This is a genomic window from Actinomadura sp. NPDC049753, assembly GCF_040674655.1.
GTDB classification, from domain to species: domain Bacteria; phylum Actinomycetota; class Actinomycetes; order Streptosporangiales; family Streptosporangiaceae; genus Spirillospora; species Spirillospora verrucosospora.
Window position 1 is genome coordinate 1 of the sequence record NZ_JBFARL010000083.1, and the last position, 12,961, is coordinate 12,961.

The 12,961-nt window shown below is 68.7% G+C and carries 12 protein-coding genes and 2 tRNA genes; 5 read left to right on the top strand and 9 right to left on the bottom strand.

Features of this window, described 5'->3' with window-relative positions:
- Positions 1-81: 81 nt before the first annotated feature.
- The 3 genes from AB0K37_RS21685 to AB0K37_RS21695 all read right to left on the bottom strand — a co-directional run bounded on the left by AB0K37_RS21685 (position 82) and on the right by AB0K37_RS21695 (position 4,349).
- Positions 82-1,032, bottom strand: a complete 951-nt coding sequence (locus AB0K37_RS21685) for a glycerophosphodiester phosphodiesterase family protein (protein ID WP_363983813.1) — start codon at positions 1,030-1,032, stop codon at positions 82-84.
- Positions 1,033-1,150: 118 nt separating this feature from the next.
- On the bottom strand, positions 1,151-2,842 hold the full coding sequence (locus AB0K37_RS21690; protein WP_363983876.1) for an adenylate/guanylate cyclase domain-containing protein: 1,692 nt from the start codon (positions 2,840-2,842) through the stop codon (positions 1,151-1,153).
- Between the two features lie 85 nt (positions 2,843-2,927).
- Positions 2,928-4,349: an amino acid permease gene (locus tag AB0K37_RS21695; protein WP_363983815.1), complete on the bottom strand. Its 1,422-nt coding sequence runs from the start codon at positions 4,347-4,349 to the stop codon at positions 2,928-2,930.
- 273 nt (positions 4,350-4,622) lie between these two features.
- Between AB0K37_RS21695 and AB0K37_RS21700 the strand changes: the two genes are divergently transcribed.
- The 5 genes from AB0K37_RS21700 to AB0K37_RS21720 all read left to right on the top strand — a co-directional run bounded on the left by AB0K37_RS21700 (position 4,623) and on the right by AB0K37_RS21720 (position 7,667).
- Positions 4,623-4,700, top strand: a tRNA-Asp gene (locus AB0K37_RS21700).
- A gap of 20 nt (positions 4,701-4,720) precedes the next feature.
- Positions 4,721-4,794, top strand: a tRNA-Phe gene (locus AB0K37_RS21705).
- A gap of 124 nt (positions 4,795-4,918) precedes the next feature.
- Positions 4,919-5,293 carry a type II toxin-antitoxin system RelE/ParE family toxin gene (locus tag AB0K37_RS21710; protein ID WP_363983817.1) on the top strand — a complete coding sequence of 125 codons (375 nt, stop codon included), beginning with the start codon at positions 4,919-4,921 and terminating at the stop codon, positions 5,291-5,293.
- Positions 5,290-5,619: an XRE family transcriptional regulator gene (locus AB0K37_RS21715; RefSeq protein ID WP_363983819.1), complete on the top strand. Its 330-nt coding sequence runs from the start codon at positions 5,290-5,292 to the stop codon at positions 5,617-5,619. Before AB0K37_RS21710 ends, AB0K37_RS21715 begins: the two co-directional genes overlap by 4 nt.
- 968 nt (positions 5,620-6,587) lie before the next feature.
- Positions 6,588-7,667 (top strand): TIGR03118 family protein, encoded by a 1,080-nt coding sequence (locus tag AB0K37_RS21720; RefSeq protein WP_363983820.1) that lies wholly within the window; start codon positions 6,588-6,590, stop codon positions 7,665-7,667.
- An 823-nt stretch (positions 7,668-8,490) separates the two neighbouring features.
- Here AB0K37_RS21720 and AB0K37_RS21725 read toward each other — a convergent pair.
- The 6 genes from AB0K37_RS21725 to AB0K37_RS21750 all read right to left on the bottom strand — a co-directional run bounded on the left by AB0K37_RS21725 (position 8,491) and on the right by AB0K37_RS21750 (position 12,920).
- A complete protein-coding gene (locus AB0K37_RS21725) occupies positions 8,491-8,928 on the bottom strand; it encodes an NUDIX domain-containing protein (RefSeq protein WP_363983822.1) in 438 nt (145 codons plus the stop codon).
- 64 nt (positions 8,929-8,992) lie between these two features.
- Complete coding sequence (locus AB0K37_RS21730) at positions 8,993-10,042, bottom strand: right-handed parallel beta-helix repeat-containing protein (protein ID WP_363983824.1); 1,050 nt, start codon at positions 10,040-10,042, stop codon at positions 8,993-8,995.
- Positions 10,043-10,160: 118 nt separating this feature from the next.
- Positions 10,161-10,757: an SUKH-4 family immunity protein gene (locus AB0K37_RS21735; RefSeq protein WP_363983826.1), complete on the bottom strand. Its 597-nt coding sequence runs from the start codon at positions 10,755-10,757 to the stop codon at positions 10,161-10,163.
- 141 nt (positions 10,758-10,898) lie between these two features.
- The gene (locus AB0K37_RS21740; protein WP_363983828.1) at positions 10,899-11,480 is read right to left on the bottom strand and encodes a DUF6461 domain-containing protein; all 582 of its coding nucleotides are present in this window, start codon (positions 11,478-11,480) and stop codon (positions 10,899-10,901) included.
- A gap of 346 nt (positions 11,481-11,826) precedes the next feature.
- Positions 11,827-12,318 (bottom strand): hypothetical protein, encoded by a 492-nt coding sequence (locus AB0K37_RS21745; RefSeq protein WP_363983830.1) that lies wholly within the window; start codon positions 12,316-12,318, stop codon positions 11,827-11,829.
- Between the two features lie 335 nt (positions 12,319-12,653).
- Positions 12,654-12,920 carry a hypothetical protein gene (locus AB0K37_RS21750; protein WP_363983832.1) on the bottom strand — a complete coding sequence of 89 codons (267 nt, stop codon included), beginning with the start codon at positions 12,918-12,920 and terminating at the stop codon, positions 12,654-12,656.
- Positions 12,921-12,961 lie beyond the last annotated feature (41 nt).

The following is a 12,961-nucleotide window of genomic DNA, read 5'->3' on the forward strand; positions in this document are numbered from 1 at the left end:
CGCCCGGCTCGCCGAGCACGCCGCCCTCCCGCCCGTCCCCTGGCCCGCCGAGGCCCGCGACGCGCTCGACGGGCGGCCTGATCAGGCCGCCCGCTCGCCGGAGTCGTCCACGACGCCGCGCAGGACGTCCGGCCGGTTGGTGATGATCCCGTCCACGTCGAGGTCGATCGCCCGCTCCATGTCGCCGGGGTCGTCGACCGTCCAGGTGAGCACGTCCATCCCGGCGTCGTGCACCGCGTCGACGTAGGACCCGGTCAGGCCGCCGAAGGGCGGATTGACCTGGTCCGCATACTTCGCGAGTTTCGGCAGATCCGCGGTCTTCGGAGTGCCCAGCAGGCCGGTCAGCACCTTCGGCAGGACGGCGTGGAACCGGCGCACCGAAGCCCAGTCGAACGACTGGACGACGAGGCGCCGCCCCCGCGGGTCGTACCGCAGCCAGGACGGGAACCGCTTCAGCTCCGCCGCGATGCGCCGCTCGACGCCCGGGTAGAGCGCCGGGCTCTTGATCTCCAGCAGCAGACCGAGGCCCTGCCCGCGCATCGCCGCCAGCACCTGGCCGAGCGTCGGGACGCGCTCGCCCGCGTACCTCCTCGCGAACCAGCCGCCGGCGTCCAGCCTCCCGATCTCGGCGAGGGTGAAGTCGGCGACCCTCCAGGGCCTGCGGCCCGGGTACACCTCCTCGGCGTTCGTCGTCCGGGCGAGGGTGGTGTCGTGCATGATCACGAGCTGGTGGTCCTTCGTCTCCTGGACGTCCAGCTCGAACATGTCCGCCTTCCTGGCCCGGGCGAGCCGGAACGCCGCCAGCGTGTTCTCCGGCGCGTACGCGGACGCTCCGCGGTGCGCGACGTCCAGGACGCCGGCGTCCGGAACCGGAGCCCGGACCGGGGCGGTGCGCGGGCGCGGTTCCGGGGCGCCCGGCAGCGCGGACAGGAGCGGGTCGGGGCCTGGCCGGGCGCCGGCGGGCGCCGCCGGGGCGGCGACGGCCGCGGTGGCCAGGACGGCGATGAGCGCGAGACGATTCCGCCGGTGCATCAGTCACCTCTCGGGAGCCGGGGCTGTCCGCCCCCAACCCTCGGACCGTCCGATGACGCCGGAGTAACGGATCGGTAGCAGACCGTGTACCGAAGGTGACGATACGCAGCGGGTCCCGTCAGGACGAGTCAGACACGGCCGGACCGCCGGAATCCCCTCCGGGCTCCTCCGCGAGGCCTGGCCCCTCGGCCCGCGCGCTCTTGGCCGCCTTCGCCAGCACCAGCGCGCCGAACAGCAGCCTCCTGCTGCGCCTGAGCGGGCGCGGGAACCTCGCCCGTCCCGTCGTCTCCGGCCCGGGCCGCGGCGCGGGGACCACGGGACGCGCGGGGCGCCGGGGCGTGCCCAGCCGTGTCGGACGGCTCCGCCCCCGCAGCGTCACCGACCGCCCGAGGTCCCACTCGTCGGACTCGGCGAGGTGCGCGAGCTCCAGCACGGCCGCCGAGGCGAGCACCCGCCCCTCCTCGTCCTTCGCGAGGTCGCTGAGCCGGGCCGCCTCGTTCACCGGATCGCCGATCACCGTGTACTCGAACCGCTCCTCCGCGCCGATGTACCCCGCGACGACCGGGCCCGCGGACACGCCGATCCCCGCGTCCAGCATGGGCACCTCGGCGCGCAGCCGCACCGCCAGCTCGCGGGCCGCGCCGAGCGCCCCGCCGGCCGAGTCCTCCACCTGCGTCGGCGCCCCGAAGATCGCCAGCGCCGCGTCCCCCTCGAACTTGTTGATCCAGCCGCCGTGCTTCGCCACCGCCGACACCACGACGCCGAAGAACCGGTTGAGCAGCCCCACCACCTCGTCCGGGCTGCGCGTGTCGGCCAGCCGGGTCGACCCGGTCAGGTCCACGAACAGCACGGCCACCTCGCGCGTCTCGCCGCCGAGCGTGACGACGCCGCGCTCCAGCGCCAGATCGGCGACCTCCTCGCCGACATGCCGCCCGAACAGGTCGCGCAGCCACTCGATCTCGCGCAGCCCCGCGACCATGTGGTTGAAACCGGCCTGCAGCTGCCCGACCTCGCTCGCGTCGTACACGTCCACCTCGGCGCCGAGGTCCCCCCGCTCGACCTGCGCCATCCCGCTGCGCACCGCCTTGATCGGGTCGGCGATCGCCCGCGTCGCCATGTAGATCACGCAGACCCCCGCGAGCAGCGCGGCGCCGCCGAGGCCGAGGATCGTGATCGCGAGCTGGGTGACGTTGATGTCCGGCGAGGCCAGCGCGGCGATCGCGACGCAGATCAGCCCGAACACCGGGATCGCCGTCCCGAGCGCCCATGCGAGCATCACCCGCGTCGTCACCCCGGGCAGCCGGAGCCTCTTCGGACGCTCCGCGCCCAGCACCAGCGCCGCCGCCGGCCGCAGCAGCCGCTCCGACAGCAGGTACACGATCGTGCAGGTCGTGCCCGCGCCGAGCAGGCACGTCAGCCCCGTCTTCACCGCCAGCCGTCCGGTGAACAGCATCAGGTCGAGCGCCGCCCAGCCGAGCGCGCCGACCGCCCACAGCGCCCCGACGAGCAGCGTCAGCCGCAACGGCCCGAGAAGCACGGCCCTGCGCTGCCGCCGGTCGGGCTCTCCCCCGTCCCGGACGAACGTGACCACGGGCCGCCACAGCCACAGACCGCACAGGAGCGCCGCCGGCGCCGCGACCACCGGATAGCTGAAGAACGCCACCGCGTTGACCAGATGCACGTAGTCGCGGTCGTCCAACGGCGGATCGGGCACCACGAACGTCGCGAACAGCAGCACAACCAGCGAACCGATGACGTTCGCCACGCCCACCACGACCAGCAGGACCCACCGCACCCGGATCTCAAGCATGCTGGTCACGCGCGCCTCCGGAGGGAAGGAACCGCCGAGAGGGATCATCCCACGGCGGGCGCCTCCCCGCCGTGGGATGCCCTTATCAGGCGCTCGTGCTCTCCTCCGCGAGCGGAACGGGGACCCGCGCCTCCTGCGAGCCACGCCGGACGAACGGCCAGCCGACCACGACCAGCGCCGCCCAGGCCGCCATCACGTACAGCGCGATCCGCGTGTCGGCCTCCCACGCGATCGTCACTGTGACGAAGGCGAAGAACGCCAGCACGGCCCAGTTCGTGTACGGGGCCCACGGCATCCGGTACGGCGCCCTGGGCAGCTCCCCGGCCGCCGACCGCCGCCGGTAGGCCATGTGCGCGAGCAGGATGACCGTCCACACCAGCAGCGCTCCACCGGTGGAGACAGACGTGATGTACTCGAACGCCTTCTCCGGCACGACCGCGTTGACGACCACGCCGATCCCCATGACCAGCGCGGAGATGACGACCGTCAGCACGGGCACACCGCGCCCGTTGAGCCGTCCGAGCACCTTCGGACCGTCCCCGTTGACGCCGGCCGTCCGCAGCATCCGGGACGTCGAGTAGAGCCCGCCCGCGTTGCACGACGACAGCGCCGCCGTCAGCACCACGAAGTTGACGATGTCCGCCCCGCCCGGAATGCCGATCCGGTCGAACGCCAGCACGAACGGGCTCGCCCCGCCCTTGAACGCCGTCCACGGCACCACCGCGAGGATCACCAGCAGCGACCCCAGGTAGAACAGCGCGAACCGCACCGGCAGCGCGTTGATCGCCCGCGGGATGTTCTTCTCCGGGTCCTTGGCCTCGCTCGCCGTCACGCCCACCAGCTCGACGCCCAGGTAGGCGAACATCACCATCTGCAGCGTCATGATCGTGGCCCCGGCCCCCTCGGGGAACACGCCCCCGTGGTCCCACAGGTTCCCGACCCGCGCGGTGTCCCCGGCGTCGCTGAACCCGAAGACCAGCACCCCGAGCCCCACCAGGATCATCATCACGATCGCCGCGACCTTGATCATCGCGAACCAGAACTCCAGCTCGCCGAAGAGCTTCACCGAGATCAGGTTCACCGTGAACAGCACCACCAGCGCCACCAGCGCCGTCTGCCACTGCTCGACGCCCGGCCACCACTTCTGGATGTACTTCCCGGCCGCGGTGAGCTCCGCCATCCCGGTCGTCACCCAGATGATCCAGTACGTCCAGGTCGTGGCGTAACCCCAGAACGGCCCGAGGAACTCCCGGGCATACCCGGCGAACCCGCCCTCCGCCCGCCGGTACGTCAGCAGCTCGCCGAGCGCCCGCATGACGAAGAACAGCGCCAGCCCCGCCACGGCGTACGTCAGGATCAGGCTGGGCCCGGCCTTGGCGATGTTCTCCCCGGCGCCCAGGAACAGCCCGGTGCCGATCGTCCCGCCGATGGCCAGCATCTGGATCTGGCGGGTCCCAAGCCCGCGTTGGTAGTCCTCCGCGCTCTGGTCTGGGAGCTTCGCGACCACGCGGCCTCCTCTCTACAGCCGCCCCCGCAAGGGGGGAACAGCGCCACCCTCCGATCACGCACCGTTGCGCAACTCGGACAGAGTAGGAGCCCCAAGCACAAACACGAAACACTCTTGTCCGCCCTGTTTCTCCCCGCCCGGATCGTCCCCTCACCCGCCCGGGGTAATCGAGTTGGCGACCCCCTCGGCCATCGCGTATGCTCTCGGACGTCGCCAAGCGCCGGACACACCGGCCAAGACACCCCTCCAGAGCCGATAGGCTCGGAGACGCAAGGTCCTGTGGAGCAGTTAGGAGTGCTCGCCACCCTGTCAAGGTGGAGGCCGCGGGTTCAAATCCCGTCAGGACCGCCAGACGCGCCGACGCGCGTCCTGGGCAGGTAGCTCAGTCGGTACGAGCGTCCGCCTGAAAAGCGGAAGGTCGGCGGTTCGACCCCGCCCCTGCCCACCTCCAAGACCAGCGATAACGCCCCGGAGCCACACGGCCCGGGGCGTTGTGTTTGACGGCAACGCACGTCATCAGGAAGCGGACGGTCAACCTCGCAGTATGAGCCAGAGGTTATATTGGTCGAGTGCCCTGGGATGTCATCCTCCTCGAACCGGTTGAGAGCTGGTTCCTCAAGCTGTGTGAATCCGAGACGGACAGCGCGGCCTTGATCGAGCAGGCCATCGACAGGCTGGCCGAGGTCGGGCCGACGCTGGGACGACCGCTGGTCGACACACTGGAACACAGCGAGCTGCGCAACCTCAAGGAGCTGCGGCCCGGCAGCCGAGGCCGATCGGAGATCCGCATGCTGTTCGTCTTCGATCCAGATCGGGCAGCGATCTTCCTGGTGGCCGGAGACAAGGCCGGGCAGTGGTCACGCTGGTACGACGAGGCGATCCCACTGGCCGAAGCCCGCTACGCCGAGTACCGGGCAGCGAAGGACGAGGAGGCCGGACGATGAGCACCGGACGCCGCTGGCAGGACATCAAAGCCGAAGCACACCGCCGCAACCCCGAACTGGCCGACCCCGGGCGCCGGGCCCAGGCCCGTGCCGAACTGGACGCCTACGTCGCCGGCCACCACCTCAAAGAACTCCGCAAGGCCATCGGCAAGACACAAGCCGAGGTCGCCCAGATCCTCGGCGTCAGCCAGTCCCGCGTCTCCCAGATCGAGAACGGCGACCTCGAAGCCATGGAACTGGAGACACTCCGCGCCTACGCCGCCGCACTCGGCGGCCACGTGGACATCACCGTCAGCGTCGGCCCCCACTCGATCAAGGTCGCCTGACAGCACTGACCGGTGACGGCAACCCTGACGGCAACGACAGCAACCGAGCAGCACCGCGGGCGCACGTCGAGCACCGTCTGACCTTGGTCGCCGGTGTGGCAGCAGGGTGGCTGCTACTTCTGAAAAGCGGAAGGTCGGCGGTTCGACCCCGCCCCTGCCCACCTCCAAGACCGCAACAACGCCCCGGAGCCACACGGCCCGGGGCGTTGTGCTTGACGGCAACCGGCGCAGGCAGAGGTCGGACGGTCCCCCGCCAATAGGCCGAGCTACGAGTGGCAGCATCGCGACGACCACACTCGCCCTGGCCGGCGGGTACGCCGGATCGGGCAGAGCCGGGTTCGCGCGCGTTCTTGGCGACATTTCGGGCCAACCTTCCTGGACAAGGACATCCTGACGCCACACCGAGCTTTAGCTGAACGGGGCCAGAACCCTTGAATACATGATGTTGATCTAGCTCGCAGAATTTCTCTCGCGAGATTCATGCGGAGCAGATCGCAATGTCCAGTGGCTCGCCAATCCAGTAAGAGGGAATTACTGCAAAGGTGTAGGCATCTGACGCCGCCACCCAGGCTCTGTGTGAGCGCATCAATCTCCTGGCTCGCGCGCCGATCCCATGGCTGAGGTCCGAGACGATCGCCGTGCGTGGTTGGGCGGGCGAAAGCGGGGCGATCGCTGCCGCGGGGCTTCCGGCGCTCTGACCGTGGACGGCCCCCTTGCCTGCCTTCCTGCAGCTCACCCCGCGAGTTGGCTGTCCGGGCGGGCCGCGTTTGGTGGTTTCCAGCTCATGAGGTTGGTTCCTCGGGCTCGGGTTTACGGGGCGGGGCACTGATCGCCCCAAAACGTAAAGCAGCCGTCGTTGTTGGTCAGGATTCCGTCGCGGGGTGCGGCGGCCGGATTCGCCGAACCTGCCAGGGGTAATTATCGCCGCGGTCCGACCGGACCCGCTGATCGATCCAGGGGAGATCTGAATGCGAAGAACTCTAGGTATGCTCCTGGCCGCCCTAGCCCTGCTGGCAGGAATGGCCCCGACCCGTCCCGCGTCCGCCGGAACCCAGAACCGCACCGACGAATTGGGCTGGCGCACCCGGTTCACCGAGACCGACCTGGTCTCCGACATCCCGGGCCGGGCGCCTCTTCGGGACCCCAAGCTCGTCAATCCATGGGGCCTGGCGCTTGGCCCGAAGGGGCCGCTGTGGGCCGCGAACAACGGCACCGGCGTCGCCACCGTGTACGCCGGCGGCGCGAACGGCGTGACGAAGCAGGCGCTGGAAGTCACCATCGAGGGCGGCGCGCCCACCGGAGAGGTCTTCAACGACACCGACGACTTCGCGGTGAAGGGCGCACCGGCCAACTTCATCTTCAGCAGCGAGCGCGGCGCGATCACCGCATGGAACCGCAACACAGGGACCACCGCAGTTCGCGTGGCGGGCGCGCGAGGCGCCATCTACAAGGGACTGGCGCTGCTGCACACCCGCCATGGGGCGTTCCTGCTGGCGACCGACTTCCACAACGGACGCATCGACGTCTTCGACGGTAGGTTCCGGCGGCTCAGGCTGCCCCGCGGGCGCTTCAATGACCCGTCGATCCCACGAGGCTTCGCGCCGTTCAACGTCGCCGTCCTCGGCCGCTCCGTGTTCGTCACCTACGCCAAGCAGGATGCGGACGCCGAGGACGACGTCCCCGGCCCCGGGCTCGGCTTCGTCGTGGAGTACCGGCGGTTCGGCCGCTTCCATCACCGCTTCGCCTCCCGCGGTCCGCTGAACGCGCCGTGGGGGCTGGTGATCGCGCCCCGATCATTCGGCGACTTCGCCGGGGACGTCCTCGTCGGCAACTTCGGGGACGGCCGGATCAACGCCTTCACCCGGCATGGCCGTTGGCGGGGCGCGCTGCGCCGGCCGGACGGCCGCCCGATCGAGATCGACGGCCTGTGGTCGCTCCTGCGCGGGACAGCGACGACCGGTGGCACCGACGCCGTCTGGTTCTCGGCCGGCCCGAACGACGAGACGCACGGCCTCGTGGGCCTGCTGCGCAAGGCCCGCCTGCACTGAACAGGGACGTGACCAGCGGCCGGGCCGGCCGCTGGTCCGTCTCCGATTTCGAGGGGCCTGTTCTTGCCAACCGACGCCCCGCCTGCACGCCTTGGACTCCTGGAGCTATTGCCGGCGGGAGTCCCGGTCGCTCGACCAGGTAACGGGTTGGGGGTTGTGCCCCTTCCAGGCGCCGGTGGCGATGACCAGGCGAGCGGCGATGCCGACCTGTTCGGGGTCGAGGTGTGCGAGTTGGCGGTGGCAGTCAACCCTCGGACTCGCTCATCGACCGCGACCAGCGGCGCCGTGCCGGGCAGTACGAGCGGCACGTCCGGCGGTTGGAAGAACGGCGTTGGCGGGGCGATCGGTGAGGCCAACGACCGCGGCCGACCGGCGCCACGGGCGTACGTCAGGCACCATCTGACCTCGGTGGACGCCCCCGCCGCAGCAAGGTTGCTACTTCTGGAAAGCGGAAGGTCGGCGGTTCGGCCCCGCCCCTGCCCACACCTCGGTCCCCCAGCCGCCCGCCTTTGCTATCGCTTCGTTGCTCGGTAGCGGCGAAGTAGGGCGGTTACCTTCTGGTGGTCCGCATCGCCGTTTAGTTCGGTGAGGAGGTCGTCCGGACAGAGCTCGTAGACCTCTCCCCACCACTTGCGGCGGCGGTTGTCCCAGATGCGGTAGCCGCCGGGGACACCACGAGCCACGTATCGCCGCCTAGCCACGCGCCACCCGGCCGAACCACGTCACCCGCATCACGAAGCCGAGGGTACGAGTCGGCAATGCTGCAGGCCAGTGAATAGCTGATCAGCACCCTCACCGTGATGTGAGACGGCAAAATCGCAGGTCATCGGCGTGCGGCGGTCGTGGTGGCCCATCGGGGGTCGATGCGGTCCAGCCAGGCGTCTTGATCATCTGCCAGGGGCTGGTTCAGTGGTAGCGGCTGGAAGCGGCAGGCGAAGGTCAGGTCGGCGTCGTCTCCATTGCTGCGTACCGTGTGGTTCCACGCGTCTGCCGTGGTTGCGGGCGCTTGGAGGTGAAAGTACGTGGTCCTGCGCGGCTGGTGGGTTTCGGGGTGAGGCTTGTTCTCCACGGCGATTTGCTCGACCACCGAGGCGGTGCGCAGGCCTGTCTCCTCGAAGACCTCGCGTAAGACGGCTTGTTCCAGGTCCTCGCCGGGACGGACACCGCCGGCGGGGACCTGGGTGCCGGCTTGCGGCATGCCGACGTGGTCGAAGACGAGGAGTTCGGGAGCGGCACGATGTCTGATCACGTAGGCGGCCACGCGGATTCTGGGTGGGGTCACACGAGCATTGTGCGTCCGTCACCTAGCGAAGCCGCGATGTGGGTCATCCTGCGGTGCCCACCATGCTGATGCGCTGGCCGGGGCGGTACCGGTTGCCCGGACCGACCTTGATCGGGTCCGGCTTGCAGGCGCCGGGCTTTCCTCGCTTGTCCCAATCGACGGGCTGGTTCTTGAAGCTCTTCTTGCGGCCGGGGCGGGGATACACCTTTCCGTAGGTGTTGCCGGCGAAGTAGTTGTTCTTCCCGCACACCGGGTCGCGGTCGAACTTGAAGTAGGAGAACAGGCCGTACCAGCCGGTCGTCTGGAACTTGTTGCCGGTCACCTGGTTTCCGCTCGCACCGTCGCTGGCCCGCACCGGGTCACCGCTGACCTTGTAAAAGGCGTTGCCTGAAACGGAGTTGTTCCCGGCGCCGTTGGAGAAGTAGACGCCGTGGATGCGGCTGAGAACCGTGTCGTTCTCCAGGTTCCAGAAGTTGTTCCTCTCGATCCTCATGTTCCACGAGTAGTACATGTGGACGGCGCCGTACCCCTCCGTGCCGGAACCGTATTTGGTGCCCATCCTGCGGAAGGTCATGTCCTGGACGGAACCGCCGCTGATCTTCTTGCGGGTGGCCTTGTCGCCCCTGAACAGGATGCCGCCCGCGGTGTAGTTCTGGATGGTCATGCCTCTGAAGTGCATCTTCGCGGCGCCGGGCCGCACGATGGCCCAGTATCCGTCGCGGCCGCCGCCGTCGAACACCACGCGTCCCGTCCCCGCCTCGGGCCGGACGGTGAACTCCCCGCCCGCCGGGGAGTAGTCCCACTCGAACTCCTCGTCCTTGTAGGTGCCGCCCTTGACGAGCACCGTGGCCTTGGACGCCTCCTTGTCCTCCAGGAGCTTCTCCGCCTCGGCCATGGAGGAGACGGTGTTCCCCTGCTTGGCGGACGTCCCCGCCTCTCCTTCCGGCCTCACGTGGACGACGATCTCCGCGGCCTCCTGGGCGCCTATCGACGTCGCCTTCAAGGGCGCGGGGCCCAGCGTCGTCGCCGAGATCACCCCTCCGGCCGTCACCACGGCCGCGGAAAGGCCGATCAGGATCGCAGTCTGGCGCATGGATCACTCCTCGCTCAGATCAGTCCCTCGACTGATCAGCAGGAACGCTACGGAGCGCGATTCCCGGCCCCTAGGGCCCTAGGGCCCCGAAGAACGACTCGACGGCCCCAATCAGCGGTTATTGGTAGAGCGAGCGGGCTCCCGGGCTGTTGCCCTTGAAGCGCTGGCCCGCGGCGATCTCGTCGCCGACCACCGACCAGACGGTCTCGTCGTCCTGGAAGGGGAGCGGGTCGATGCTGCTCGTCTCCTGGCAGATAAGCGCGACCTCACGGTCCAAGCGCTCGAACTCGGCTTCCTCGTCGCCGCTGAAGGTGAACTCGTCGAGCAGGCGTTGGAAACGGAAGGTGACTTGGACGAGGGAGGAGACGTCCGTGTGCAGTTCTTGCGCGGTCTCCTCGTCGGGATCGAAGGCGTGCACCTTGCCGGAAACGGGGTCGAGGGCGAGGTGGGCGTTGAGCAGCCAGCCGATGACGGGCCATTCGCCCGCGTCCTCGAAGTCCTCGGCGTTGACGACCTCCCGGACGAGGGCCAGCCGACCGGATTCCTCGTCGGGCTCGCGCAGCGAGAGCGTCCCGGTGGGTACGCCGACGGTCTGCAGGAGACGGGCGCCATCCGTGCTCGCGGCGGAGGGTGGGAAGGCGGTGGCGGGCAGGGTGGCGAGCCGATCCTCGCCGAAGAATTTGACGTGTTCGCTGCGGGCGACGTCGAAGAGCATTGCCGAAACTCCGAACCTGGCGGCGGCACGCGCCGTAGGACTCTCACTTGATGAAAGCGGGCATGACAGCAGCGTTGCGGGTCGAGGCGTGTCCGGCGCCGTTTGGGACCGGGTGAAACGTTGTAAGCCTCGGGGGCGCGGCTAACTGCGGTTCACCTTTGCGAGCAGTTGAGGACGGGTGAACCAGTCAGGGTCGAGGCGCTGGCCGGTCAACGACTCCAGGGTGGCCATCGCGGTCTCCCAGTCCGGGCCCGGGTCGGAACGCTCGTGGAGTTCGCGCAACGCATCGAGGTGGTCGGTCAGTGCCTCCGGGTCGGTGCCCCACCGGTCTAGGGGGCACAGCGTGTCCAGTTCGGTGACAACCGCGCCATCGACGATGTAGTACAGCCTGTTGAAGTTGTTGATAGCCCAGAACACCGAATGGACGGTGGCGTTCTGGCTGAGCCTCCGGAGCGTCTCTTCCTCGGCGATGTCGGCGCCGAATCCCACGATGATGATCGCGTCGCCGCGCTGCTCAAGGAAAACCGTCTCGGCCAGGTCGTCGTATTCGAGGTTGGCGATGCAATCAGCGGGACAGTCCGTCGTGATGGCGTCCGGTTCGCCGTGCAATCGGCGTACTACATCTTCCACGGCCAACTGCGCCTCGTGAGGGCGCACCACCGTCCAAGACAGGTTCTCCTCGATGGAGAAGTACTCCGAGAGGTTGTTCAACTGCTTGAACATCTGCACATAGTGCTCGATCTGCCCAGGTGCAGGACCCGCCATGACGTCCTCCGATGCGACCAACGATCGCCTGACCGTACCGCCAAGGGCGGCCGGCGGCACGGCGGCACCGCCCTGCCGGCGGCGGGCGCTTGTCCGTTCGCATCCGGTGCCTGACGTCGGCGCCGGGCTCGGCCTTCTCGTTCGTGCATGGGGGACGGTCATTGACGTCCCTGCCGCTCATCACGAACGCCGACGGGCATCATGGCGCCCGTCGCTCCGGGGGCGGCTCCAGGCCCCCGGTGTGCGGTGAGGCGTCCATCCGGGTGGAGGGACGCCTCGTCCGGAGTTCCGGGGTGTTCCCGCCTCAGTAGATGGTCGGGGTGCCCGTCAGGTTCCAGGTCTTGCCGCCCAGGCCGTCGAGGTTGATGTCGTAGTTCACCGCCCCGTCGGCGCTCCATCCGTAGTTGTAGGACGAACCGGAGACGGCCCAGCCGCAGGAGATGGCGCTGCTGCTGTTGTTGTTGATCAGACTGGTGAAGTCGCAGGTGTGGGTGTCGTAGACCGAGTCGTACCGCTCCACCCGGACCTTGAGGTCGAAGTTGTCGAACTTGTCGGTCGTGCCGCCTCCACCGCTGAAGGTTCCGTAGGCGACCGCCTGGTGGTAGCCGCCGCTGTCGACGATGCACAGCTTGATGTGGACGCTGACGTTGGTGCCAGGAGTGCCGATCGTGGTGTCCTGGTTGCTGGTGCACTTCTCGGTGTAGGCCATGGCCGGGGCGGCCAGGTAGCCAAGGCCACCTGCGAGCAGGGCAGATGCGGCCACGGTGGTGGCCAGACGGCGCGTCTTCTTGCGCATGGGGGTACTCCTTGCGAGGGGGCCCGATATGGCCGTAAACGTAACCGAAAACGTCCGGATTCTGATCGGTTCTTCCAGTCGCTCACAGGAGCGTGACCCAAGCGATACGAAAGATCGTTTCAGTTCGCTAATCGTTTTCATTGTCATTTACGGCCGATGCCCGCGAAAACGGAGATAGTTGAGAGCTGTCGTGACGCATCGCTGCCGTCGGCTGCATTCCGTGATCGCCTATCTCCTCGGGGACGCCCGTCACCCACTGCCGGCGGTATCGGAGAGCACGGCCAGGCCGGTGATGAGCCCCAGCACCAGGACGACCGCCAGCACGCAGACGAGGATCAGCAGCCAGCCCAGGACGATTCCCAGCGCGCCATTCCGCGCCCGTCCCCGTCGAGGCGGCGGCCCCGGAAGCGGCCGACATGCCCGGCGATGATCGCCGCCAGTGCGGACAGGATCGCCAGGCCGACGAACACCGGTGGGTTGATCCAGGCGATGCCCGTGCCGAAGTTCGCCAGTGCCGCGACGCCGAAGCCGGCGAAGAACAAACTCACCTTCGCCGGGCGGTTGCCGCTCGGTCTGGTTCGCTGCTCCGCGGCACCGCTCATGATCGCTCCCCTCGGATCGCCGGGCACCCGCCCCCTGACGC